The organism is Streptomyces sp. NPDC039736 (assembly GCF_055596485.1).
The window spans coordinates 385,585-408,148 of record NZ_JBVIUQ010000005.1 but is presented as its reverse complement, the minus strand read 5'-3'; the positions used below and the strand labels follow the sequence as shown (position 1 = coordinate 408,148).

Annotated in this window: 21 protein-coding genes and 1 riboswitch; of the genes, 15 read left to right on the top strand and 6 right to left on the bottom strand. The window is 73.5% G+C overall.

Translation table 11 applies throughout. The features are described 5' to 3' along the window. The first annotated feature begins 131 nt into the window (after positions 1–131). Both trpD and ACZ56L_RS18490 read left to right on the top strand, forming a co-directional pair. The gene (gene trpD / locus ACZ56L_RS18495) at positions 132–1,196 is read left to right on the top strand and encodes an anthranilate phosphoribosyltransferase (protein WP_345223670.1); all 1,065 of its coding nucleotides are present in this window, start codon (positions 132–134) and stop codon (positions 1,194–1,196) included. 96 nt (positions 1,197–1,292) lie between these two features. Beyond that, positions 1,293–1,410, top strand: a riboswitch (SAM riboswitch). A gap of 241 nt (positions 1,411–1,651) precedes the next feature. After that, positions 1,652–3,064: an aminotransferase class V-fold PLP-dependent enzyme gene (locus ACZ56L_RS18490; RefSeq protein ID WP_468683797.1), complete on the top strand. Its 1,413-nt coding sequence runs from the start codon at positions 1,652–1,654 to the stop codon at positions 3,062–3,064. Between the two features lie 78 nt (positions 3,065–3,142). On the opposite strand, the gene ACZ56L_RS18485 is transcribed toward ACZ56L_RS18490, so the two are convergent. Continuing rightward, positions 3,143–3,424, bottom strand: coding sequence for an Lrp/AsnC family transcriptional regulator (locus ACZ56L_RS18485; RefSeq protein ID WP_189821770.1), 282 nt, complete (start codon positions 3,422–3,424; stop codon positions 3,143–3,145). Further along, complete coding sequence (locus tag ACZ56L_RS18480) at positions 3,421–4,161, bottom strand: rhomboid family intramembrane serine protease (protein ID WP_345223675.1); 741 nt, start codon at positions 4,159–4,161, stop codon at positions 3,421–3,423. Before ACZ56L_RS18480 ends, ACZ56L_RS18485 begins: the two co-directional genes overlap by 4 nt. A 245-nt stretch (positions 4,162–4,406) precedes the next feature. Here ACZ56L_RS18480 and ACZ56L_RS18475 point away from each other — a divergent pair, with 245 nt between their 5' ends. The 5 genes from ACZ56L_RS18475 to ACZ56L_RS18455 all read left to right on the top strand — a co-directional run bounded on the left by ACZ56L_RS18475 (position 4,407) and on the right by ACZ56L_RS18455 (position 10,021). After that, the gene (locus ACZ56L_RS18475) at positions 4,407–4,661 is read left to right on the top strand and encodes a hypothetical protein (RefSeq protein ID WP_345223677.1); all 255 of its coding nucleotides are present in this window, start codon (positions 4,407–4,409) and stop codon (positions 4,659–4,661) included. A 66-nt stretch (positions 4,662–4,727) separates the two neighbouring features. Further along, on the top strand, positions 4,728–6,089 hold the full coding sequence (locus ACZ56L_RS18470) for an NYN domain-containing protein (RefSeq protein WP_468683802.1): 1,362 nt from the start codon (positions 4,728–4,730) through the stop codon (positions 6,087–6,089). 306 nt (positions 6,090–6,395) lie between these two features. Continuing rightward, complete coding sequence (locus ACZ56L_RS18465; protein ID WP_468683804.1) at positions 6,396–7,430, top strand: C40 family peptidase; 1,035 nt, start codon at positions 6,396–6,398, stop codon at positions 7,428–7,430. Between the two features lie 287 nt (positions 7,431–7,717). Further along, complete coding sequence (locus tag ACZ56L_RS18460; protein ID WP_345223684.1) at positions 7,718–8,746, top strand: C40 family peptidase; 1,029 nt, start codon at positions 7,718–7,720, stop codon at positions 8,744–8,746. A gap of 48 nt (positions 8,747–8,794) precedes the next feature. Further along, on the top strand, positions 8,795–10,021 hold the full coding sequence (locus ACZ56L_RS18455; RefSeq protein WP_468683808.1) for a hypothetical protein: 1,227 nt from the start codon (positions 8,795–8,797) through the stop codon (positions 10,019–10,021). Between the two features lie 37 nt (positions 10,022–10,058). Here the strand turns inward: ACZ56L_RS18455 and ACZ56L_RS18450 are convergent, their stop codons facing one another. Next, on the bottom strand, positions 10,059–11,363 hold the full coding sequence (locus ACZ56L_RS18450; RefSeq protein ID WP_345223688.1) for a glycosyltransferase 87 family protein: 1,305 nt from the start codon (positions 11,361–11,363) through the stop codon (positions 10,059–10,061). A 127-nt stretch (positions 11,364–11,490) separates the two neighbouring features. Here ACZ56L_RS18450 and ACZ56L_RS18445 point away from each other — a divergent pair, with 127 nt between their 5' ends. Further along, positions 11,491–12,633 carry a glycosyltransferase family 4 protein gene (locus tag ACZ56L_RS18445; protein ID WP_471065008.1) on the top strand — a complete coding sequence of 381 codons (1,143 nt, stop codon included), beginning with the start codon at positions 11,491–11,493 and terminating at the stop codon, positions 12,631–12,633. Between the two features lie 58 nt (positions 12,634–12,691). On the opposite strand, the gene ACZ56L_RS18440 is transcribed toward ACZ56L_RS18445, so the two are convergent. Further along, a complete protein-coding gene (locus ACZ56L_RS18440) occupies positions 12,692–14,539 on the bottom strand; it encodes an AMP-dependent synthetase/ligase (protein ID WP_468683814.1) in 1,848 nt (615 codons plus the stop codon). 299 nt (positions 14,540–14,838) lie between these two features. Here ACZ56L_RS18440 and ACZ56L_RS18435 point away from each other — a divergent pair, with 299 nt between their 5' ends. The 6 genes from ACZ56L_RS18435 to ACZ56L_RS18410 all read left to right on the top strand — a co-directional run bounded on the left by ACZ56L_RS18435 (position 14,839) and on the right by ACZ56L_RS18410 (position 19,962). Further along, the gene (locus tag ACZ56L_RS18435; protein ID WP_468683817.1) at positions 14,839–15,615 is read left to right on the top strand and encodes a metallophosphoesterase family protein; all 777 of its coding nucleotides are present in this window, start codon (positions 14,839–14,841) and stop codon (positions 15,613–15,615) included. Between the two features lie 77 nt (positions 15,616–15,692). Further along, positions 15,693–16,139 carry an SRPBCC family protein gene (locus tag ACZ56L_RS18430; RefSeq protein WP_345223696.1) on the top strand — a complete coding sequence of 149 codons (447 nt, stop codon included), beginning with the start codon at positions 15,693–15,695 and terminating at the stop codon, positions 16,137–16,139. Positions 16,140–16,311: 172 nt separating this feature from the next. After that, complete coding sequence (locus ACZ56L_RS18425) at positions 16,312–17,508, top strand: ArsA family ATPase (protein WP_468684321.1); 1,197 nt, start codon at positions 16,312–16,314, stop codon at positions 17,506–17,508. 106 nt (positions 17,509–17,614) lie between these two features. Beyond that, positions 17,615–18,124: a DUF5304 domain-containing protein gene (locus ACZ56L_RS18420; RefSeq protein WP_345223697.1), complete on the top strand. Its 510-nt coding sequence runs from the start codon at positions 17,615–17,617 to the stop codon at positions 18,122–18,124. A 77-nt stretch (positions 18,125–18,201) separates the two neighbouring features. Continuing rightward, on the top strand, positions 18,202–19,143 hold the full coding sequence (locus ACZ56L_RS18415) for an ROK family glucokinase (protein ID WP_345223698.1): 942 nt from the start codon (positions 18,202–18,204) through the stop codon (positions 19,141–19,143). 75 nt (positions 19,144–19,218) lie between these two features. After that, positions 19,219–19,962: an endonuclease/exonuclease/phosphatase family protein gene (locus ACZ56L_RS18410; protein ID WP_401757517.1), complete on the top strand. Its 744-nt coding sequence runs from the start codon at positions 19,219–19,221 to the stop codon at positions 19,960–19,962. 144 nt (positions 19,963–20,106) lie between these two features. Here the strand turns inward: ACZ56L_RS18410 and ACZ56L_RS18405 are convergent, their stop codons facing one another. Together ACZ56L_RS18405 and ACZ56L_RS18400 are read right to left on the bottom strand one after the other, a co-directional pair. After that, the gene (locus tag ACZ56L_RS18405; protein ID WP_380836955.1) at positions 20,107–20,727 is read right to left on the bottom strand and encodes a hypothetical protein; all 621 of its coding nucleotides are present in this window, start codon (positions 20,725–20,727) and stop codon (positions 20,107–20,109) included. Beyond that, positions 20,720–21,499 carry an alpha/beta hydrolase gene (locus tag ACZ56L_RS18400; RefSeq protein WP_345223699.1) on the bottom strand — a complete coding sequence of 260 codons (780 nt, stop codon included), beginning with the start codon at positions 21,497–21,499 and terminating at the stop codon, positions 20,720–20,722. The genes ACZ56L_RS18405 and ACZ56L_RS18400 overlap by 8 nt, the downstream gene beginning before the upstream one ends. A 256-nt stretch (positions 21,500–21,755) precedes the next feature. Here ACZ56L_RS18400 and ACZ56L_RS18395 point away from each other — a divergent pair, with 256 nt between their 5' ends. Beyond that, positions 21,756–22,541, top strand: coding sequence for a lysophospholipid acyltransferase family protein (locus ACZ56L_RS18395; RefSeq protein ID WP_345223701.1), 786 nt, complete (start codon positions 21,756–21,758; stop codon positions 22,539–22,541). Positions 22,542–22,564: the final 23 nt, after the last annotated feature.

Genomic DNA, 22,564 nt, shown 5'->3' with positions numbered 1-22,564 from the left:
GAACTGTTCGCCACAGCGAGAGCCCCGTCCGGACCCCGGACGGGGCTCTTCGCGTGTTCCCGGGCTGGATAGGGTGACCCCATCCCTTATCGGCAAGCCCTTCGCCGGGCGCGTGGACCCTGGAGCGGACCATGGACGTTGTGACCCCAGTCGGCGGCGACAGCGTGGCGGCCCGCGGCTGGCCGGGCATCCTCACCGCTCTGCTGCGCGGCCAGGACCTCGGGGCGGACGACACCGCCTGGGCGATGGACCGCATCATGTCCGGCGAGGCCACCGACGCGCAGATCGCGGGCTTCTCCGTCGCCCTGCGCGCCAAGGGCGAGACCGTGCAGGAGGTCTCCGGCCTGGTACGGGCGATGTACGCGCACGCCAACACCATCGAGGTGCCGGGCCCCAGCGTCGACATCGTCGGCACCGGCGGCGACATGGCCAAGACGGTGAACATCTCCACCATGTCCGCGATCGTCGTCGCGGGCACCGGCGCCAAGGTCGTCAAGCACGGCAACCGGGCCTCCTCGTCGGCCAGCGGCTCCTCCGACGTCCTGGAGAAGCTGGGCGTCAACCTGGACCTGACGCCGCGCCGGGTCGCGGAGGTCGCCGGCGAGGCGGGCATCACCTTCTGCTTCGCTGTGAAGTTCCACCCGGCGCTGCGGTACGCGGCCAAGGCCCGCAAGGAGCTGGGCGCGCAGACCACGTTCAACATCCTGGGCCCGCTCACCAACCCGGCCCAGGTGCGCGCCCAGGCCGTCGGCGTCGCCGACGCGCGGATGGCCCCGATCGTCGCGGGCGTCCTGGCCGAGCGCGGCAACTCCGCCCTCGTCTTCCGCGGCGACGACGGCCTGGACGAGCTGACCACCACCGCGACCTCCCGGGTCTGGGTGGTACGGGACGGCGGCGTGCGCGAGGAGGCCTTCGACCCCCGCGCGGTCGGCCTGGAGATCGTCCCGGTGGAGGCCCTGCGCGGGGCGGACGCCTCGTACAACGCGGAGGTCGCGCGCAGGCTCCTCGCCGGGGAGGAGGGGCCGGTGCGGGACGCGGTGCTGCTCAACACGGCGGCCGCGCTGGTCGCCCTGAACCCGGGCGGCGGATCGCTGGAGGAGGAGATCGCCGCGGGCCTGGAGAAGGCGCGCGAGTCCCTGGACTCCGGGAGCGCGCAGGCGGCGCTGGAGCGCTGGGTGCGGGCCAGCAACGCCTGAAACCGGCGCGCGGTGTGACGCAGAGCGCAGTGCGGACGTCTCAGGAACCGGACTGCGCTCTTGCGTGTGGTCGTGGCTGTGGCAGGATGCTCACCAGGTCATGAGTGACAGCGACTACGGCCCCGGCCCGCTGTCCGGCAACCCTCCGTCCGTGGCGGGGTGCCCCGGGTGAAGACCAGGTCGTAGGCAGCGAGGTCTACGGCAAGCGCGGACCCCTGCGCACTCCTTTCCGGAGTGGCGCGCCCCTGGGGTCCTGGTCCTCAAGGGAGCAGTCTCGTGAGCAAGCGAATGCGATAGGGCCGCTCGGCCCCGTTTCACCTTCACCTCCGCCCCGGGCACACCTGTATCCGGAGCGTCGAGGCAACTCCCGTACGGGACAGGGCGGTTGTGCCCTCGTCGGATGCCGTGCGGGTTCCGCTGAAGCCATTCCGCCTTGTCCTGCCAGGAGTTTCGCCATGTCCGCATCGCCCGTCGCCACCGCCACCGCCACCGCCACCTCCTCCTCCGCCGCCGTCTGCGCCGCCGGGTGCGCGGAGCCCTGCTGTGCGCCGCTGCCCGTGCTGGGCCGGGACGTCGCCGTGCCGCTGGTCACCGGGGGCGAGGTGACGTACGCGGCCCTCGACTACGCGGCCAGCGCCCCGGCGCTCCAGCGGGTCTGGGACGACGTCGCCGCGTACGCCCCGTACTACGGCAGCGTGCACCGGGGCGCCGGGTACCTCTCGCAGCTCTCCACCGACCTCTTCGAGAACAGCCGGGTGACGGTCCACGAGTTCCTGGACTGCCGGGAGGGCGACCAGGTCGTCTTCACCCGCTCCACCACCGACTCGCTGAACCTCCTGGCGGCCGTACTGCCCGCCGACTGCCAGGTGTTCGTCTTCGAGACCGAGCACCACGCCTCGCTGCTGCCGTGGCGGGACGCCGAGGTCACCTACCTCAACGCCCCGCGCACCCCCGCCCAGGCCGTCGAGACGCTGGAGCGGGCGCTCGCCGACCGCGACCCGTACGGGCCGGCGCTGGTGTGCGTGACGGGCGCCTCCAACGTCACCGGAGAGATCTGGCCGGTCGCCGAGCTGGCCGCCGCGGCGCACGCCCACGGCGCGCGGATCGTGCTGGACGCGGCGCAGCTCGCCCCCCACCACCCGGTCTCCGTACGGGAGTTGGACGTCGACTGGGTCGCCTTCTCCGGGCACAAGCTGTACGCGCCCTTCGGGTCGGGCGTGCTGGCCGGGCGGGCCGACTGGCTCCAGGAGGCCGAGCCGTACCTCGCGGGCGGCGGCGCGTCGAAGAAGGTCGCGCGGCGTGCGGACGGCGGGGTGGACGTCGAGTGGCACACCACGGCCGCCCGCCACGAGGCCGGCTCGCCCAACGTCATCGGCGTGTACTCCATCGCCGCCGCCTGCAAGGCGCTCACCGAGGCCGGGTTCGACTCGCTGGTGCGGCGCGAGCAGGCGCTGGTGCGCACGGTGCGGGAGGGGCTCGCGGAGGTGCCGGCCGTCAAGGTGCTCTCGCTGTTCGGCGACGACGCCCCGCGCGTGGGGGTCATCTCCTTCGTCGTGGAGGGCTGGAACAGCTCGCACTTCGCCGCCGCGCTCTCGGCGGAGTACGGGATCGGCGTGCGGGACGGACTGTTCTGCGCCCACCCGCTGGTCCGCACGCTGCTGGGCAGCGACCCGGAAGAGGTCGGCGAGTGCGGCGCGCCCGAGGCCGAGCCGGGCGAGCGGTCCCTGAACGCCATCCGGGTCAGCTTCGGCGCGGGCACGCCCGACGAGCACGTGGAGCGCTTCGTGGGCGCGGTCAGGGAGCTCGTCGCCAACGGCGCGCAGTGGAACTACCGCACCGAGGGCGGGCGGTGCGTCCCCGCGGTCTGAGGGACCCGTCGAGCGGTCCGCGCCGCCGCCGTCGCGATGCCCGGGGGGCGTCGCGACGGCGGCGGCCGTCGGACGGTCTCAGCCGTCGAGACCGATCGCGAACGCGGCCTCCAGGTCGTGCTGCGAGTACGTGCGGAACGCGACGTGCGTGTCCGTGCCCTCCACTCCCGGGATCTTGCTGATGGAGCCGGGGATGATGTCCGCCAGGTCGTCGTGCCGCCCGACGCGCACCATGGCGATCAGGTCGTACGTACCGGTGACGGAGAAGACCTCGCTGACGCTGTCCAGGGCGGCGATCGACTCGGCGATCTCGGGGATGCGGTCCACGCTGGTCTTGATGAGCACGATCGCGGTGATCACGGCTGGCTTTCTCCCTCGGTGGCCGGTGACGCTGCTGCGCCCGCCACTGTAGTCGTACGCCGATGACGCGCCCACGCGTACAGGAAGCCCCCGCTGAAGCCCACCACGTGCGCCAGGTACGCCACTCCCGAGCCCTCGCCCAGGCCCTGGGCGGCCAGCCACTGGAGCACGAACCAGAAGACCAGCACGATCCACGCCGGGAAGCGCAGCGGCAGGAAGAGCAGGAAGGGGAAGAGGCTGGTGACGCGGGCGTGCGGGAACAGCCGCAGGAACGCGCCCAGCACCGCCGAGATCGCCCCCGAGGCGCCGACCAGCGTCTCGTCGGACCCGGCGTGCACCAGCGCGTACCCGACCAGGGCGAGGTAGCCGCAGACCAGGTAGAAGAGGGCGTAGGCGAGGCGGCCCATGCGTTCCTCGGTCATCGCCCCGAAGACGTACAGGAAGAGCATGTTGCCCAGCAGGTGCAGCCAGTTGCCGTGCACGAACAGCGCGGTGAACGGGGTCAGTAGGGCGTGGCCCGCGCCGGTGACCAGCTCCGCGGGGATGACGCCCCAGCGTTCGAAGTAGGCGCTCTGCGCACCGAGGAGCGCCTCGCCGGTGCCGTACGCGGGACGGAAGCCGGAGGCGGGGCCGAGCAGGAAGACCACGCAGCAGACACCGATCACGGTGTACGTCACGACCGGCCCCCGGCTGATCTCCCGCCACCGGGCCCGCCGCCGGGCCGTGACGTCGCTCATGGGGATCACGGTGTCGAGCATGACGCACCGGGCGGCCCCCCGGGGGCCCGGCTCGCCGGGGCCGGCGCGGCCGCTCGCGGCCGGGTCCCAGCCGGATCTCAGCCGGGTCTCAAGGGTCGGCCGCCCTCCGCGCGGGGTAGCGGTGAGGCCGTAGGGTTGCGTGCAGGGCATCCGCAGTTCGACGGCGCACCGCGGCAACGACGTAGACACACGCGTGACGTGTGCGAAGGAAGAGGACGGTACGCATGACGACGACGGTTCCCCTGCCCACCGCCGGAACCCGGTGGCGCTGCACCCTGTGCGGAAACCTCACGCGTTTCGACGTGACCCGCTCGTCCAAGGTGGTCGAGTACGTGCACCTCGACCTGGCCGGGGAGTCGAAGGTCGAGGAACGCGAGGTGGTCAGTGAGACCATCGAGTCCGTGCGGTGCCGCTGGTGCAACGCGGTGGACCAGATCGAATTGGTGGACAGGCCGGACGCCGCCCCCCGGAACTCCTAGCGGGTTCTCGTGGGCGGCCCCGGCGGAGCGTGCCCGTGAGGGTGGGAAGGCAGTGGGGTGACGGCGATGGTGGAGCCTGCGAGCGGCGCGGACCCGGCCGGTTCGGCCGACGGCGTCGCAGAGGTGCTCGACCGCCCGTTGCCCGAAGGGGTGCGGCGGCGCGTCGTGACGCTGGTGTCGGACGCGTTCGGCGGCCTCACGGTGGCGGAACTGCCCGCGCCGTTGCGGCAGTACGCCCGGTTCACCCCCAGCAGGCGCGCCAAGTTCGCGGGCAACGCGATGGCGGCGGCGCTGGAGAGCGACCCGGTCTTCCGCCAGCGCATCGGTGAGCGGCTGCGCGAGGCGCAGCCCGAGCTGACGGGTGCGCTGGAGGCCGGGTCGCCGCCCGCCGCCGCCGACCCGGTGGACGTGGCGGCGGCCGCCTACGTGCTGCGCCCGGCGGGCTGGGTGAAGCTGGTGGCCGCCGCGGGCGAGGAGGCCCAGCGCGCGGACGCCGAGCGCGCCGACGAGGCCGCCCAGCGCGAACTGGAGCAGGCGCGCGCGGAGCTGGCCGAGGCCCGGGAGCGGACGAGGACCGAGACGGAACGGCTGCGCGCCGAACTGGAAGCGGCCCGCAAGGAGGCCGAGTCCGCCCAGCGCAAGCTGCGCGGCGCACTCAGCGACGTCAAGCGGGGCGAGGCCGCCCTGCGCAAGACGCAGGCCGGGATCGACGCGGTCAGGGCCGAGGCGGCCGCCCAGGTGGCCGCCGCCGAGGCGGAGACCCGGCGGCTGCGGGGCAGGCTCGGCGAGGCGGAGGCGTCCGTCGAGGCGGGGCGCCGGGCCGTACGGGAGGGGCGCAGCGTCGAGGACATGCGGCTGCGGCTGCTGCTGGACACGGTCCTGGAGGCGGCGCAGGGACTGCGCAGGGAGCTGGCGCTGCCGCCGTCGGCGGGGCGGCCCGCGGACACCGTGGACGCGGTGGAACCGGGGCGGATGTCGCCCAAGGACATCGCCGCGCGCGCCCTGTCGGACACCGACCCGGCGGTCCTGGACCAACTGCTGGCGCTGCCGCAGGCGCATCTGGTGGTCGACGGCTACAACGTCACCAAGACCGGGTATCCGACGATGCCGCTGGAGAAGCAGCGGCTGCGGCTGCTGGGCGGCCTGTCCATGCTGGCGGCGGCCACCGGCGCCGAGGTGACCTGCGTGTTCGACGGCGCGGAGCTGGCGGCCCCGGTGCTGCTGGCGCCGCCGCGCGGGGTGCGGGTGCTGTTCAGCAAGGCGGGGGTGACCGCCGACGAGCTGATCCGGCAGCTGGTGCGGGCGGAGCCGGACGGGCGTCCGGTCGTGGTGGTCTCCACCGACCGCGAGGTGGCCGACGGGGTCGCCAAGTCCGGTGCGCGGCCGGTGGCTTCCGCGATGCTCCTCAAGCGGCTCTCGCGGGCCTGAGCCCGGTACCGGGGCACTCGGCACCGTTGCGGGCGGTCCGGCGGAGTTGCCCAACTTGCGTGGCGTATGCCCGTATTGATGGCTTGTGGGGCTGGCGTTGCGTCAACTGCTCATGACGCAGTGTGTGACGCAAGAAAATTATGCGTTGCGTGGGCGAGATTTTTCCTATGAGGATTTGAACTGATCACAAGAAGGTCACTAAGGTCTGGGCTCGAACCTTCGCGCGGTTGATCACTCATCCGGAGTATCAGCGAAGGGCCCGCCAACCTCGCTGGTCGGCGGCTGAGGAAGAAGGAGCTCGCCTTCGTGGCGTCCCACCGTCGTCCCAAGCAGCCGAGCCGCACCCGTGTGACCGTGCTCTCCCTCGCGGCCACCGCGGCCGTCGCGCTCACCTCCCAGTCGGCCAACGCCGCGCCCAAGCCTGACAAGAAGGAAGTCAAGGCGAAGGTGGACAACCTGCACGAGGAGGCGGAGGCCGCGACCGAGCGGTTCAACGCCGCCAAGGAGAAGCAGGGCACGCTGGAGAAGCAGGTCAAGAACCTGCAGGAGAAGGTGGCCCGCGGCCAGGCCGAGCTGAACGACCTGCGCAAGGGCCTCGGTTCGATGGCGACCGCGCAGTACCGCACCGGCGCCGTGGACCCCTCGCTCCAGCTCTTCCTGTCCTCCGAGCCGGACCAGTTCCTGGACCGCGCCGCGGCGATGAACCAGCTCACCGCCAAGCAGGCCGAGTCGCTCCGCAAGATCCAGGGCAAGCAGCGCACCCTCACCCAGGAGCGCGAGGAGGCGTCCGGCAAGCTCGCCGACCTCGCCTCCGTCCGCAAGGAGCTCGGCGAGAAGCGCAGCTTCATCCAGGGCAAGCTCGCCGACGCGCAGAAGCTGCTCAACACCCTCACCAAGGCCGAGGTCGCCGCCATGGCCCAGCAGGAGGACCGCGCCAGCCGGGACGCCACCGACCGCTCCCAGCTCGGCGAGGTCGCGGCCGGTTCCGGAATCGGCGCGCAGGCCATGGCCGCCGCCCGGACGAAGATCGGCGCTCCGTACGACTGGGGCAACAAGGGCCCGAACGCCTTCGACTGCTCCGGGCTCGTCTACTGGGCGTTCAAGCAGGTCAACCGCACCGTGGGCAGCAGCACCTTCACCCAGGTCAACGACGGCCCGAAGATCTACAACAAGGCCGACCTGCGCCCCGGCGACCTGGTCTTCTTCAGCAACCTCGCGCACGTCGGCTTCTACGCCGGCAACGGCATGTCGCTGCACGCGCCCAAGCCCGGCACCAACGTGCGCGTCGAGGACATGCGCTACCTCGGTTCCTTCATGTACGGAGTGCGCGTCGGCGGCTGAGTCCGCCCGGCGCCCCGCTCCGGGACACGCCCGCACTACCCGGCGGGCGCCGCCGAACAACCCGCCCGTTCGGGCGAATTGCGGCTCCCCGTGCTGACCGCCCGCCCCGCCGATGACCTGGTCATCAGGCGGGGCGCCGTGCTGTTCGGGCGCTTTCGCGCCGCACGGGGTCGTTGGCCGCCCGTGAGCGTCCCGCTACTGTCTGCTCGCGCAGCTCCCGTCGAGCAGTCCGCCCGCCCCGGGCGGCGGGGTGCTGCCTCCCAGCAGTGGAAGGAGTGCGGCTTCCCGTGGCGTCACACCGTCGTCCCTCGCAGTCCGGGCTCACGCAGAGCACCCGGGTCACCGTCCTGTCCGCCGCCGCGGCCACCGCGGCGGCGGCCCTCGGGGCCACCCCCGCCGGCGCCGACCCGGCGGGCACGCCCACGGCCGCCCAGGCCACCGTCGACCGGCTCTTCGAACAGGCCGAGAAGGCGACCGAGCAGTACAACCGGGCCAACGAACGCGCCACCGCCCTGCGCAAGGAGGTCGCGCAGGCCCGCGACCGCACCGCCCGCGGCCAGGAGCGCGTCAACCGCATGCGCGGCGTCATCGGCCAGCTCGCCGGCGCCCAGTACCGGTCGGGCGGGCTCGACCCCACGGTGTCGCTGCTGCTGTCGGAGAACCCGGACGGCTACCTCGACAAGGCGGCCGCCCTGGACCGGATCAGCGCCCTCAACGCGGGCAAGCTGCACGAACTCACCGAGGCGCAGCGCAAGCTGGGCCAGGAGCGCGCCGAGGCCTCCCGCAAGCTGGCCGAACTGGAACGCAGCCGCACCGTCGTCACGCGCCACAAGCGCGCCGTCGAGCGCAAGCTGGCCGAGGCCCGCCGCACCCTGAACGCACTGCCCGCCCCCGAGCGCGCCGAGTTCGACCGGGCCAACCGCAGCGGGCGCGCGGAGCTGCCCGAGATGTCCGGAGCGATGCCCGCCTCCGCGCGGGCCGCGGCCGCCGTGCTCGCCGCCCGGAACGCCGTCGGCAAGCCGTACGTCTGGGGCGCCAACGGCCCCACCGGGTTCGACTGTTCGGGCCTGATGCAGTGGAGCTACGGGCAGGCCGGCGTCTCCCTGCCGCGCACCTCGCAGGCCCAGCGGTACGCGGGCCGCCAGGTCTCCCTGGCCCAGGCGCAGCCCGGCGACCTGGTGGCCTACCGCGACGACGCCAGCCACATCGGGATGTACATGGGCAACGGCCAGGTCGTGCACGCCCCCTATCCCGGGGCCCCGGTCCGCTACGACCCCGTCGGCATGATGCCCGTCTCCTCGGTGACCCGGGTCTGACCGGTTCCCCTCCCGGGGGCCCGGCTCCTCCGCGTACGATTCCCCGACATGGCGGCGCACGGGAGCGGCACACGGCACGGGCGGCGGGCGGTGCTCGCCCTGGGCGGGCTGCTGGCGGCCTCCTGCGCCCTGCCCGCCGCCCCCGCCGACACCGCGGCCCGCGACGTGCGCCGGCTCCTCGACCGGCGGGCCGCCGCCCTGCTGGCCCGCGACCGGGCCGCCTTCCTCGCCGTCCTGGCGCCCGAGGCGCCCGGCCTGCGCTCCGCCCAGGGCGAGGAGTTCGACCACCTCGCCGGGGTGCCGCTGACGGAGTGGCACTACCGGCTCACCGGTCTCGACCGCACCGGCGACGGCACCGTCACCGCCCGCGTGGAACTGCGCCACCGCGTCGCGGGGTACGACGCGACGCCCGCCGTCTCCGCCCGCCGCGTCGACCTCAGGCGCCGGGGCGGCCAGTGGCACGTCACCGGAGACCGGCCCGCGCACGGCGGCACGCGGGAACTCTGGCAGCAGGGCCCGGTGGCCGTCGCCCGCGGGCGGCGCTGCGTCGTCCTCGGCACCGGGCACGGGGCCGAACGCCTGCGCCGGATCGCGGAGACCGCCGACGCCGCGGTCGACGCCGTCGCCCGGGCCTGGACCCGGGAGAGCGACCTCAGGACGGTGCTCCTGGTGCCTTCCTCGCTGAGCGCGATGGGGGCCCTGCTCGGGGAGCCGGCCGCCGGGTACCGGGGGATCGCCGCCGTCACGACCGGGGCGAGCGAGGGCGGACGGCGGACCTCGGCCGACCGCGTCATCGTCAACCCCGAGGCGTACGAGGTGCTGGGGGCCGTCGGCAGACAGGTCGTCCTCACCCACGAGACGACGCACGTGGCCACCCGCACCGCCACCACGGCCGCCACCCCGATGTGGCTGTCGGAGGGCTTCGCGGACTGGGTGGCCTACCGCGACAGCGACCGCACCCCGGCCCAGATCGCCCCCGAACTCCGGCGCACCGTACGGCGCGAGGGCCTGCCCGACGCCCTCCCGGCCGACGGCGACTTCCGCTTCGCGGGGGACGCGGACCGGCTGGCGGGGGCGTACGAGGGCGGCTGGCTGGCCTGCCGGATGATCGTGGAGCGCACGGACGAGGCGACGCTCCTGGCCCTCTACGAGAGCGTCGGCGCACATCCGCGGCGGGAGGGCGCGGTGACGGCGGCGCTGCGGCGCCACCTGGACACCACGCCCGAGGAGTTCACCGCCCGCTGGCGCGCCTACGTGCGCGACGCGCTCGCCTGACCCCGGCCGCCCGCGCGACGTCCGGCCACGGCGGCGGCTACTTCCCGGCCGGGCTCGCCTGCGGCTGGTGCGGCGCGGACTCCGGCGCCGTCGCGGCGGGCACGTGGCGCTGCGTCGGGAGCGGGCGCGGCGCGTGCGCGGCCCCGGTCACCGTGTGCCGCCACAGCGTGCGGCACGCCAGCACCGTCGCGGCGACCAGCAGTCCGTTGCGTACGAACAGCAGCGTCAGCCCCAGCGGGTCGCTGTCGACCACGTGCGAGAACCAGACGGGGAACTCCAGACACGTCACGAAGGTCGCCACCAGCACCAGACGGGCGGGCCGGTCCATCCGGCTGCCCCGGAACACCAGGCAGGCCGCCGCGAGTCCGACCAGCCACAGCATGTACTGCGGGCTGATCACCCGGCTCGTCGTGGTGAACAGCAGCACCGCCACGAATGCCGCGTCGCACGCCGTCGACGCGGTGAACAGCCGCGCCTTCAGCCGCCACACCAGCAGCCACCCGAAGGCGAGCACCGTGAGCACCATCGCGGCGGTGCTCACCACGGAGACGTACGGGCCCAGGAACTCCACCGAGCCGTAGTTCAGCAGCACTTCGCCCTCCCAGCCGAAGTGCCGCGCCACGTGGAAGACCAGCGCCCCCAGCGACTCCACCTCGGTGCCCCGGTCGCGCTGGAAGGTCAGGAACGCCAGCGCCCCCGGCATCGACGCGGTGAACAGCAGCACCAGTGCCAGCGCCGTGGCCGCGAACGCCGACCACGCCGCCCGTGTCGTACGGCCGCGTGCCGTGCCCGCGAGCAGCAGCGCGGGCCAGACCTTCAGCAGCGCCCCCACGGCGGCCAGCGCTCCCGCCAGACGCGGCCTGCGGGCCCCCGCGAGGAGCGCCGCCACCGCGACGCCGGTCACCATCACGTCGTAACGGGCGTACGAGGTGGGGCCGAGCAGCGCGAGTCCCGCGATCCACACCCACGCGCCCGCCGTCCGCTTGCCGGGGCGGCGGCCCGCGTACAGCAGCAGCCCCGTCACCACGGCGTCGGCGACGAGGGCCAGCACGAAGAAGGCCGGGGCGTAGTCCAGGAACGGCAGCAGACCGGGGGAGAGCACCGCGAGGGCGGCGGCCGGCGGGTACTGCCAGGTGATGTCGTCCAGCGGGAAGGTGCCGCCGCGCAGGACCTCGTACCAGCCCTGGTAGATGACCGAGATGTCGCTCGTCACGTCGGGGCCCGGGAAGACCAGCACCTTGAACACGCACAGCAGCAGCAGGACGCGGGTCACGGCCCACACCGCGAGGGGCGCTACGGGCAGGGCGGGAGAGCTGGGGGTTCCGGTGCCGCTCGCTGGCATGACCATCCTTGTCCGGTGGCGGGCGTCTGCGGGGTCGTCCCGTCCGCAGGGGTGTCTACAGGCTCATGATGCAGGGCGCGCACGTCCCCGGGCGATGACGCGGAGCCGCCCGGTACTGTCGGTCACGATGGACAAGACCTTGATCGTGACCAACGACTTCCCGCCCCGCCCCGGCGGCATCCAGGCGTTCCTGCACAACATGGCGCTGCGCCTGGACCCCGAGCGGGTCGTCGTCTACGCCTCCACCTGGAAGCGCGGACGCGAGGGCGAGGAGGCCACCGCCGCCTTCGACGCCGAACAGCCCTTCCCCGTGGTGCGCGACCGCACCACGATGCTGCTCCCCACGCCCCGGGTCGCCCGGCGCGCCGCCGGGCTGCTGCGCGAGCACGGCTGCACCTCCGTGTGGTTCGGGGCGGCGGCCCCGCTCGCCCTGATGGCGCCCGCCCTGCGCGCGGCGGGCGCCCGCCGGCTCGTCGCCACCACGCACGGGCACGAGGCGGGCTGGGCGCAGCTCCCCGCCGCCCGGCAGCTCCTGCGGCGCATCGGCGAGGGCACCGACACGATCACCTACCTGGGCGAGTACACGCGCTCCCGGATCGCCGCCGCGCTCACCCCCGAGGCCGCCGCGCGGATGGTGCAGCTCCCGCCGGGCGTGGACGAGAAGACCTTCCACCCGGGCTCGGGCGGCGACGCGGTGCGCGCCGGACTCGGGCTCAGCGGGCGTCCGGTGGTGGTGTGCGTGTCCCGGCTGGTGCCGCGCAAGGGGCAGGACACCCTCATCGAGGCGATGCCCCGGGTGCTGCGCTCGGTGCCGGACGCCGTCCTGCTGGTGGTCGGCGGGGGACCGTACGAGAAGGACCTGCGCGAGCTGGCGCGGCGGACCGGGGTCGCGGACTCCGTGCGGTTCACCGGCGCGGTGCCCTGGGCGGAGCTGCCCGCGCACTACGGGGCCGGTGACGTCTTCGCCATGCCGTGCCGCACCCGCCGGGGCGGCCTCGACGTCGAGGGGCTCGGCATCGTCTACCTGGAGGCCTCCGCGACCGGGCTGCCGGTGGTGGCGGGCGACTCGGGCGGCGCGCCCGACGCCGTACTGGACGGGGAGACCGGGTGGGTGGTGCGCGGCGGCGAGCCCGCCGAGGCCGCCGAGCGCGTCGTGACCCTGCTCCAGGACGCGGACCTGCGGCGGCGGATGGGGGAGCGGGGACGCGCGTGGGTCGAGGAGAAGTGGCGCTGGGACCTGCTCGCGGAGAAGCTGAAGACGCTGCTGTAGCACGGGAACGACGCGAGGGGCGGCCTCCGGGAGGCCGCCCCTCGCGTCACGCGCTCGCCTACGCGCCGTAGATCGCCTCGATCTCGTCCGCGAAGTCCTTCGCCACCACGTTGCGCTTCAGCTTCAGCGACGGCGTGATGTGGCCCGCCTCCTCGGTGAACTGGGCCGGCAGGATGCGGAACTTGCGCACCGACTCCGCCTTGGAGACCGCCGCGTTCCCGTCGTCCACCGCGCGCTGCACGGTGGCCAGCAGGTCCGCGTCGTCGCGCAGCGAGACGGCGGTGGAGTCCGCGGGCTTGCCGTGCTCGACGGCCCACCGGCCGAGGAACTCCTCGTCGATGGTGACCAGCGCGCCCACGAACGGGCGGCCGTCGCCGACCACCATGCACTCCGCGATCAGCGCGTGCGCCCGGATGCGGTCCTCGATGACGGCGGGGGCGACGTTCTTGCCGCCGGCCGTCACGATGATCTCCTTCTTGCGGCCGGTGATCGCGAGGTAGCCGTCCTCGTCGAGGGTGCCGATGTCACCGGTGTGGAACCAGCCGTCGGTCAGCGCCTCGGCGGTCGCGGCGGGGTTGTTCCAGTACCCCTGGAAGACGTGCTCGCCGTGCAGCAGCACCTCGCCGTCGTCGGCGATCCGTACCACCGAGCCCGGCAGCGGCTGGCCGACGGTGCCGATCTTCGGCCGGTCGTACGGGTTGAACGCCGTCGCCGCGCAGGACTCGGTGAGCCCGTAGCCCTCCAGGACCTTGAACCCGATGCCGCTGAAGAAGTGGCCCAGGCGCTCACCGAGCGGGGCGCCGCCGGAGATCGCGAACTCGCACCGCCCGCCGAGCACCGCGCGCAGCTTGCCGTAGACCAGCTTGTCGAAGACCTTGTGCTTGAGCCGCAGGCCGAGCGAGGGACCCTGGGGGGTGCCGAGCGCCCGGCTGTACGCGATCGCGGTGTCGGCGGCCCTGTCGAAGATCTTGCCCTTGCCGTCGGCCTGCGCCTTGGCGCGCGCCGAGTTGTAGACCTTCTCGAAGACCCGCGGCACCCCGAGGATCAGCGTCGGCCGGAAGGCCGCGAGCTCGTCGGTGAGGTTCTTGATGTCCGGTACGCAGCCGAGCTTGATCGGCGCCATCACCGACGCGACCTCCACCAGCCGGCCGAAGACGTGCGCGGCGGGCAGGAACAGCAGCACCGAGCACTCGCCCGTGCGGAACAGCGGCTTGAGGCGCTCCACCACGTTGCCGCACTCCGCGAAGAAGCTGCGGTGGGTCAGCACACAGCCCTTGGGGCGGCCGGTGGTGCCCGAGGTGTAGACGATGGTGGCCGGGTCGTCGGCGCCCGCGACGGCGCTGCGCTCGTCGACCGTCTCGTCCGGAACGTCCGAGCCGAGCGCGGTCAACTGCTCGATCGCGCCCGCGGCGCCCGCCCCCGCCTCGATCTGCCAGACCTGCTTGAGGGCGGGCAGCCGCTCGCGCACGGACTCCACGGCCGCCGCGTGCGCCTCGCCCTCCACCAGCACGGCGACGGCCCCGGAGTCGCCCAGGATCCACTGCACCTGCTCGGCGGAGCTGGTCTCGTAGACCGGCACGGTGACCGCGCCCGCGCTCCAGATCGCGAAGTCCAACTGCACCCACTCGTAACGGGTGCGCGACATCAGGCCGACCCGGTCGCCCGGCTGCACGCCCGCGGCGATCAGACCCTTCGCGGCGGCCCGCACCTCGGCCAGGAACTGGGTGGCGGTCACGTCCGTCCATGTTCCTGGAGTTCCCGGGGTTCCCGGGGCTTCCGGGGTTCCCGCGACCTTGCGGCCCATGACCGCGGTGTGGGGGTGCTGAGCGGCGTTGCGGCGGATGAGATCCGTCAGATTGCCGTCCGAGGGGACCTCGTACAGGGCCGGAAGGCTGAACTCGCGCAAGACTGCTGCTCCTCATCAGGCACCGGTCGCCACGTCAGCGTGTCGCCGGCTGCGGTCCAAGGTCGGGCAGGTGCTCAGTGGGGGATGAGCACGACTGGACTGCCCGGACGTTACCCACCAGTACTCGGTTCCCGATAGGGGTTCCCGGCCAGATGTACGGTGCGTCACACTCTTCGGCCGGTCCTTCGCGCACAGTAGTCCACCCTTCGGGCGACTCGGAAGTAACCGCAGGTCCGGCCCGTGCGACCGGGCGGGACCGGCCCTACTCAGCGGCCGGACCGGGTTCTAGGCTGACCGGCATGCGAGTTCATGTGGTCAGCGACGTGCACGGGAACGCCCAGGCCCTGGCCCGGGCGGGCGACGGCGCGGACGCCCTGGTCTGCCTCGGCGACCTCGTGCTCTTCCTCGACTACGCCGACCACTCGCGCGGCATCTTCCCCGACCTCTTCGGCACCGCGAACGCCGACCGCATCGTCGAGCTGCGCACCGCCCGCCGCTTCGAGGAGGCCCGCGAGTTCAGCCGGGGCCTGTGGGCGGGCATCGACCGCGAGGCCGCCACCCTGGCCGCGGTGCGCAGGCAGTACGCCGAGCTCTTCGCCGCCTTCCCCGCGCCCACCTACGCCACGTACGGGAACGTCGACATCCCGTCGCTGTGGCCGGAGTACGCGGGCGAGGGCACCGTCAGTCCCGGCACCACCGTCCTGGACGGCGAGCGCGTGGAGCTCGGCGGCCTGGTCTTCGGCTTCGTCGGCGGCGGGCTGCGGACCCCCATGAACACGCCGTTCGAGATCAGCGACGAGGAGTACGCGGCCAAGGTCGAGGCGCTCGGCGAGGTCGACGTGCTGTGCTCGCACATCCCGCCCGAGGTCCCGGACCTGGTGTACGACACGGTGGCGCGGCGTTTCGAGCGCGGCAGCCGCGCCCTGCTGGACGCCATCCGCAGGACCCGCCCCCGGTACTCCCTCTTCGGCCACGTGCACCAGCCGCTGTCCGCCCGGATGCGGATCGGGGCCACCGAGTGCGTGAACGTCGGGCACTTCGCGTCCACGGGGCGGCCCTGGGTGCTGGAGTGGTGAAGGAGCGGGCCGCGATAGCCTTCACACCGCACGCACCAGTCAGCCAGCCCCAGTCCGGACCGTGAGGAGCCATCGCGATGGCGGAACACACCAGCTCTAGCATCACCATCGAGGCGGCGCCGGCCGACGTCATGGGCGTGATCGCGGACTTCGGCCGCTACCCCGACTGGACGGGCGAGGTGAAGGAGGCCGAGGTGCTGGCCACCGACGACCGCGGCCGCGCCGAGAAGGTCCGCCTGGTGCTCGACGCCGGCGCCATCAAGGACGACCACACCCTCGCCTACACCTGGACGGGCGACAACGAGGTGAGCTGGACCCTGGTCAAGTCGCAGATGCTGCGCTCGCTCGACGGCTCCTATCACCTCGCGCCCGCCGCGAACGGCGCCACCGAGGTCACCTACCGGCTCACCGTCGACGTCAAGATCCCCATGCTCGGCATGATCAAGCGCAAGGCCGAGAAGGTCATCATCGACCGCGCCCTGGCCGGCCTGAAGAAGCGCGTGGAGTCCGGCCCCCGGGCCTGACGCGCGGAACACGGGGGGCACGAGGGTGAGCACGGCGGGCAGGGACGACGCGGACGCGGACGCAGACACGGACGTGGACGCGGTACGCGAGGTACCGGTGGGTGCCGGTGCCGGTGCCGGTGCCGGTGCGGGTGCGGACGCGGACGAGGTGCGTCCGGCGGGGGCCGGTGCGGTGCGCCTGGTCCTGGTCACCGGGGCCGGCGGTGCGGGCCGCACCACCGTCGCCGCCGCGACCGCCCTCGCGGCCGCCGGCGCCGGTGCGCGCGTGCTGCTGCTGGGCACCGACCGGGACGACACCCTCGGCGCGGCCCTGGGACTGGACGCCGGGGCGATACCCGCCGGTCCGCACGCGCCCCTGGAGGCCGCGCCGGGACTGCTGGTCGCCCGCGTCGACGCCGCCGACGACTTCCGCCGGGAACTGGTCGCCCTCCAAGAGCGCGCGGCCACCGCCCTGGACCTGCTCGGCGCCTCCCCGCTGGACGCCGACGAACTCACCGAACTCCCCGGCAGCGAACCCTTCGCCCTGCTGCGGGCCCTGCGCGCCGCGGCGGCCGAGTCCGCCTCGTACGACCTGGTCGTCGTCGACATGCCCCCCACGCACAGCGCCCTGGCCGCGCTCGCGCTCCCCGCCCGGCTGCGCCGTTACCTGCGGCGGCTGCTGCCGCCCGAGCGGCAGGCGGCGCGCTCCCTGCGGCCGATGCTGGCGCAGCTCGCCGGGGTGCCGATGCCCGCGCAGTGGCTGTACGAGGCCACCGCCCGCTGGGATGCCGAACTCGCCGCCGTCCAGGCCCTGCTGGAGAGCCCCGCCCTGTCGGTGCGCCTGGTCGTGGAGCCCGGGCCGGGGGCCGCCGAGGGACTGCGCACCGCACGCCTCGGGCTCGCGCTGCACGCGCTGCCCCTGGACGCGGTCGTCGCCAACCGGGTGCTGCCCACCGCCTCTCCGGACCCCTGGCTGGCCGCCCTTTCGGCACAGCAGCAGACGCACCTCAAGGAGGTGCACGAGAACGCCCACCCCTTCGAGGTGCACGAGCTGCCGCACCTGGGACGCGCGCCGCGGGGCGCACCGGACCTGGCGCTCCTCGCGCACGCTCCGGTCCCGGCGGTCGCCGTCCCCGCGCACGTGGTGGAGGACCGGCTGGCCGAGGACGGCGTGCTGGTGTGGCACCTGCCGCTGCCGGGCGCCACGAAACGGGAGCTGGGACTCCTGCGCCGGGGGGACGAACTGGTGCTCACCGTCGGCCCGTTCCGGCGGCTGCTGCCGCTGCCGTCCGCGCTGCGCCGGTGCACCGTGTCCGGTGCCGCGCTCGCCGACGGGGTGCTGCGGGTGCGCTTCGCCCCGGACCCGGGGCTGTGGCCGCGGGGGCGCTGAAACACCGCCCGGCGGGGGGTGACGGGGCCCTGAACGGCGTACCGCTGTTCGGGTAACGTCGATGGCGTACCGAGCCGTTTCCCGCCCCGCCTCGCAGGAGTGCGCCATGAGCGAAGCCACCGACCGCCCCGACGAGTCCCGTGCGTCCGCTGCTTCGGCCTCCTACGACGACGACGCCTGGGCGGCTGCGTGCGAGGAGGACCTCGCCGCCGAGCGGGCCCGCCGTCGCGCGCAGTACGGACCGCAGGCGGGGTCCGCCGCCGAGGAGCTGCGCAGGCTGATGGGCGCGGTCGCGGAGAAGGTCTCCTCGCTCCAGTCGCCGCTGCTGGGGGCGGCCGCCCAGCAGGTGGCGAGCCAGTTCGTTCAGCAGGCGAAGGCAGTGGTCGAGCCGGTCGTGGAGCGCAATCCGCAGGTCTTCGACCATCTGGCTGCGGCAGGCAACGAACTTCTCGCCGCCTACCGGTCCGCCGTCGCCGGGCACGAGCAGCGCTGGACCCAAAACGCAGCGGACACTGCGAAGACCCCCAACAGTACGGACAAATCGCCCACATCCCCGCAGTCCGGGCCGGACGATCCCGACGAGCGTTCAACAGGTGAACGCATCGACCTCGACTGAGACCCCTCCTCGGGTACGGTGGCCACAGGGGCCTGTCTCCGGCTCCGCGCAGGGTTCGACCTAGACCTGAGGGACTCATGGGACTCACCATCGGCGTCGACATCGGCGGCACGAAGATCGCGGCCGGAGTGGTCGACGAAGAGGGAACGATCCTCGAGACGTACAAGGTGAAGACGCCGCAGACGCCCGAGGACATGGTCGACGCGATCTCCGCCGCGGTCTCCGAGGTCAGCAAGAACCACCAGATCGAGGCCGTCGGCATCGGCGCGGCCGGATACGTGGACGACAAGCGCGCCACCGTGCTCTTCGCCCCGAACATCAACTGGCGCCACGAGCCGCTCAAGGACAAGGTCGAGCAGCGCGTCGGCCTGCCGGTCGTCGTCGAGAACGACGCCAACGCGGCCGCCTGGGGCGAGTACCGCTTCGGCGCGGGCAAGGGCCACGACGACGTCATCTGCATCACGCTGGGCACCGGCCTCGGCGGCGGCATCATCATCGGCAACAAGCTCCGGCGCGGCCGCTTCGGCGTGGCCGCCGAGTTCGGCCACATCCGGGTCGTGCCGGACGGCCTGCTGTGCGGCTGCGGCAGCCAGGGCTGCTGGGAGCAGTACGCCTCCGGGCGCGCCCTGGTGCGCTACGCCCGGCAGCGCGCCAACGCCACCCCCGAGAACGCCGAGATCCTGCTCGCCCTCGGCGACGGCACGATCGACGGCATCGAGGGCAAGCACGTCAGCGCCGCCGCCCGGCAGGGCGACCCGGTCGCGGTGGACTCCTTCCGCGAGCTGGCCCGCTGGGCGGGCGCGGGCCTGGCCGACCTGGCCTCCCTCTTCGACCCCTCCGCGTTCATCGTCGGCGGCGGCGTCTCCGACGAGGGCGAACTGGTCCTGGACCCCATCCGCAAGTCCTTCCGCCGCTGGCTGATCGGCGGCCAGTGGCGGCCGCACGCCCAGGTGCTGGCGGCCCAGCTCGGCAACAAGGCCGGTCTGGTCGGCGCGGCGGACCTGGCCCGGCAGGGCTGAGCCCCGCCGATCGTGCGTCCGGTGCCCGCCGCGTCCTCTTCAGGACACGGCGGGCACCGGTCTATGTTGGCCCGCATGGCGACCGACCCCCTGCCCCCGTCCCGTACGGAGCCCGACGGCTCGGCCGTCGTCCGCGTGCTGAGCTACAACATCCGCTCCATGCGCGACGACCGCCGGGCGCTGGCCCGGGTGATCCGGGCCTGTGCACCGGACCTGGTGCTGATCCAGGAGGCCCCGCGCTTCTTCCGCTGGCGCAAGAAGGCCGCCTGGCTGGCCGCCCACAGCGACCTGGTGGTCCTGGGCGGCGGTGCCACGGCGGCGGGCCCGCTGCTGCTGTGCTCCCTGCGGGCGACGGTCGAACGCACCGAGGACGTCCTCCTCCCGCGCACTCCGGGTCTGCACCAGCGGGGCTTCGCGACGGCGGTGGTACGCATCGGGGGCGCGCGGCTCGGCGTGCTGAGCTGCCACCTCAGCCTCCAGGGCGACGAACGCCTCACCCAGGCGGGCCTGCTGCTGGAGCAGCTCGCCGGGATGGGCGTCACCCACGCGGTGGCCGGCGGCGACCTGAACGACCGCCCGGACGGCAGGTCCTTCCGGCTCCTCGCGGGCGAGCTCCAGGACGGCTGGGCGGTGGCGCCGTGGGGCGGCGAGTACACCTCCGAACCGGCCACCCCGCACCAGCGCATCGACGCGATCTTCGCGACGCCGGGCGTGGAGGTCCTGGGCTGCGGAGTCCCCCCGCTTCCGGCGGCGGACGTCCGCGCGGCGACGGACCACCTGCCGGTCCTGGCGGCCCTGCGCGTCCCGGCGGAGGCGTGACCGCCGCAGGGGCGTGACCCCGCGTCCCGGCGGCGGCTCGACCCCCGCATCCCCGCGGAGACCTGAGCGCGCGGCCCCGGCGGCCCCGTCCCCGGCCCCCGCTCCGGATCGGACCGCCGCGCCCCGCCCGCGGCCCCTGCCCGGTCAGACCACCGCGCCCCGCCCCGGGTCCTCGTCCTCCTCGTCCGTGTCCCGGGTCATCCGCCCCACCAGCGTCGCGAACCCGCCCAGGAAGCCGCCGATCCCCAGGACCTGGAGCCACCAGGTCATGTCCCACCCCAGCAGCACCGCCAGCAGCATCAGCACCGGCCCGCCGATCACCGCGAGCCAGGCGAACTTCGACGTGACGTCGGCCTCCGGGAGCTCCGGGTCCGGCGGCACGAAGTGCCCCTCGTCGGACGCGTCGAGGTCGTCGTCCCCGGCCTCGGCCGGGGCGAAGTCCCGCGGCCCGGCCGTGCCGACCCCGGGCGCGAAGGTGATCGAGCCGCCCAGCGGCCGTACGTCCGCCGGATCGGAGCCCCCCGCGTCGTCGGAGGAGGTCCGGTCGCCGTTCACCCCCTCCTCCAGCCGCGCCAGGTCGTCCACCGACTTGAACGGCTTCGCCCCCGGCGGGTCCGGCGGCTCGTCCCCGTAACCGGCCACGATCGCCTCCCAGACGGCGGACTCGTCCAGCGGGGTGGCGGCGTCGTCCTTGCGGCCCCCGGTGACGGCCTCCGGCTCCCGCTCCTCCTCGCGGTCCGCGCGCTCCGCGTTGTGTTCAGCCACCTGCAGTGCTCCCCTTCTTGCCGACGCTCGGAGCGAGGCGGCCGATGAACGCGTGACTCTCGTCGAAGATCCGCTCCGCGTCATGGTCCAACGTCGCCACGTGGTAGCTCTGTTCCAGCAGGATCTCGGTGACGTCGGTGGACGACACCCGGCTGAGGATCCGGGCGGAGTCCGCGGGCGGCACCACGTGGTCCTGCGGGCTGTGCAGCAGCAACAACGGCTGCGTGACCTGCGGCAGTTCGCCGTCGACCAGCCGGAAGAAGGCCCGCAGGGAGTGCGCGGCGTGCAGCGGCACCCTGGTGTAGCCCACCTCGTGCGAGCCCTCCAGGGCGATGTCGTCGTACACGCCCCTGGTCGTCCGGACGAAGTGGCGCACCACCGGCAGGGCGTGCGCGGCCAGGCCGTGCACCTTGTTGCCCGGGTTCACCAGGACGATGCCGCTGATCGCGTCGCCGTGCTTCGCGGCCAGCCGCAGCGTGAGCGCGCCGCCCATGGACAGGCCGAAGACGAAGACCTGCGCGCACCGCTCCAGCAGCGCGTTCAGCTCGCGGTCGACCTCGGCGTACCAGTCCTGCCAGCCGGTGACCTGCATGTCCTCCCAGCGGGTGCCGTGTCCCGGCAGCAGCGGCAACGAGACCGTCAGCCCCCGCTCGGCCAGGTGGTCGGCCCAGGGGCGCAGCGACTGGGGGGAACCGGTGAAGCCGTGGCAGAGGAGGACGCCCACCTCTCCGCCTTCGTGGTGGAACGGCTCGGCTCCAGGGAGGACCGGCACCGGGGTCTCCTGTTCGTGAGGAAGGACGGGACGGCGAAACGGGTACTGAGGGTGACTTCACCGTACGCGACCGGACTGACACCGACCAGATCCGCCGGCCCTCCGGCCGGGCGGCGGAATCAGCCGTACGGGGCACCCGCGGGCCACGCGCGGGCCACCGGGCAGAGCCGTCCGGGCGGCCCACGAGAGCGCAGGCCAAAGGCGGGTTATGGTCTTTTCGACAGACAAGGGAAGGCACACGTTGATCTACGGCGCAATGAAGTTCTCCATCGGAGGGTCCCTGAAGCTCGCCTTCAGGCCCTGGGTGGAGGGCCTGGAGAACGTTCCCGCGGACGGGCCGGCGATCCTCGCGAGCAACCACCTGTCGTTCTCCGACTCCTTCTTCCTGCCCGCCGTGCTGGACCGCAAGGTCACCTTCATCGCCAAGGCGGAGTACTTCACCACCCCCGGCGTCAAGGGCAAGCTCACCGCCGCCTTCTTCAAGGGCGTCGGCCAGCTCCCGGTGGACCGCTCCGGTGTGCGCGGCGCGGGCGACGCGGCGATCAGGGCCGGCATCGAGGTCGTCGAGAAGGGCGGCCTGTTCGGCATCTACCCGGAGGGCACCCGCTCCCCGGACGGACGCCTCTACCGCGGCAAGCCCGGCGGCCTCGCGCGCGTGGCGCTGGCGACCGGCGCCCCGGTGATCCCCGTCGCGATGATCGACACGGAGAAGATCCAGCCGCCCGGCAAGGTGGTGCCGAAGCTGATGCGCCCCGGCATCCGCATCGGCAGGCCGCTCGACTTCAGCCGCTACCACGGCATGGAAGGCGACCGCTTCATCCTGCGCTCGGTGACCGACGAGGTCATGTACGAGATCATGAAGCTCTCCGGCCAGGAGTACGTCGACATCTACGCGACCGCCGCCAAGCGCCGGATCGCGGACGCCGAGAAGGCGGCCAAGGCGGAGAGGGCGGAACTGGAGAAGGCCCAGAAGGCCGCCCAGGCCGAGCTGGAGAAGGCCCAGAAGGCCGAGAAGAGCGCGCAGGAGGAACGTTCCGCGTAAGCGGTGGAACGTTCCGGGACCGG

Coding starts and splice junctions, on each gene's coding strand:
- trpD (WP_345223670.1), top strand. CDS start 132: ATGGACGTTGTGACCCCAGTCGGCGGCGACAGCGTGGCGGCCCGCGGC.
- ACZ56L_RS18490 (WP_468683797.1), top strand. CDS start 1,652: ATGTCCGCATCGCCCGTCGCCACCGCCACCGCCACCGCCACCTCCTCC.
- ACZ56L_RS18480 (WP_345223675.1), bottom strand. CDS start 4,161: ATGAGCGACGTCACGGCCCGGCGGCGGGCCCGGTGGCGGGAGATCAGC.
- ACZ56L_RS18475 (WP_345223677.1), top strand. CDS start 4,407: ATGACGACGACGGTTCCCCTGCCCACCGCCGGAACCCGGTGGCGCTGC.
- ACZ56L_RS18470 (WP_468683802.1), top strand. CDS start 4,728: ATGGTGGAGCCTGCGAGCGGCGCGGACCCGGCCGGTTCGGCCGACGGC.
- ACZ56L_RS18455 (WP_468683808.1), top strand. CDS start 8,795: ATGGCGGCGCACGGGAGCGGCACACGGCACGGGCGGCGGGCGGTGCTC.
- ACZ56L_RS18450 (WP_345223688.1), bottom strand. CDS start 11,363: ATGCCAGCGAGCGGCACCGGAACCCCCAGCTCTCCCGCCCTGCCCGTA.
- ACZ56L_RS18445 (WP_471065008.1), top strand. CDS start 11,491: ATGGACAAGACCTTGATCGTGACCAACGACTTCCCGCCCCGCCCCGGC.
- ACZ56L_RS18435 (WP_468683817.1), top strand. CDS start 14,839: ATGCGAGTTCATGTGGTCAGCGACGTGCACGGGAACGCCCAGGCCCTG.
- ACZ56L_RS18430 (WP_345223696.1), top strand. CDS start 15,693: ATGGCGGAACACACCAGCTCTAGCATCACCATCGAGGCGGCGCCGGCC.
- ACZ56L_RS18420 (WP_345223697.1), top strand. CDS start 17,615: ATGAGCGAAGCCACCGACCGCCCCGACGAGTCCCGTGCGTCCGCTGCT.
- ACZ56L_RS18415 (WP_345223698.1), top strand. CDS start 18,202: ATGGGACTCACCATCGGCGTCGACATCGGCGGCACGAAGATCGCGGCC.
- ACZ56L_RS18410 (WP_401757517.1), top strand. CDS start 19,219: ATGGCGACCGACCCCCTGCCCCCGTCCCGTACGGAGCCCGACGGCTCG.
- ACZ56L_RS18395 (WP_345223701.1), top strand. CDS start 21,756: ATGAAGTTCTCCATCGGAGGGTCCCTGAAGCTCGCCTTCAGGCCCTGG.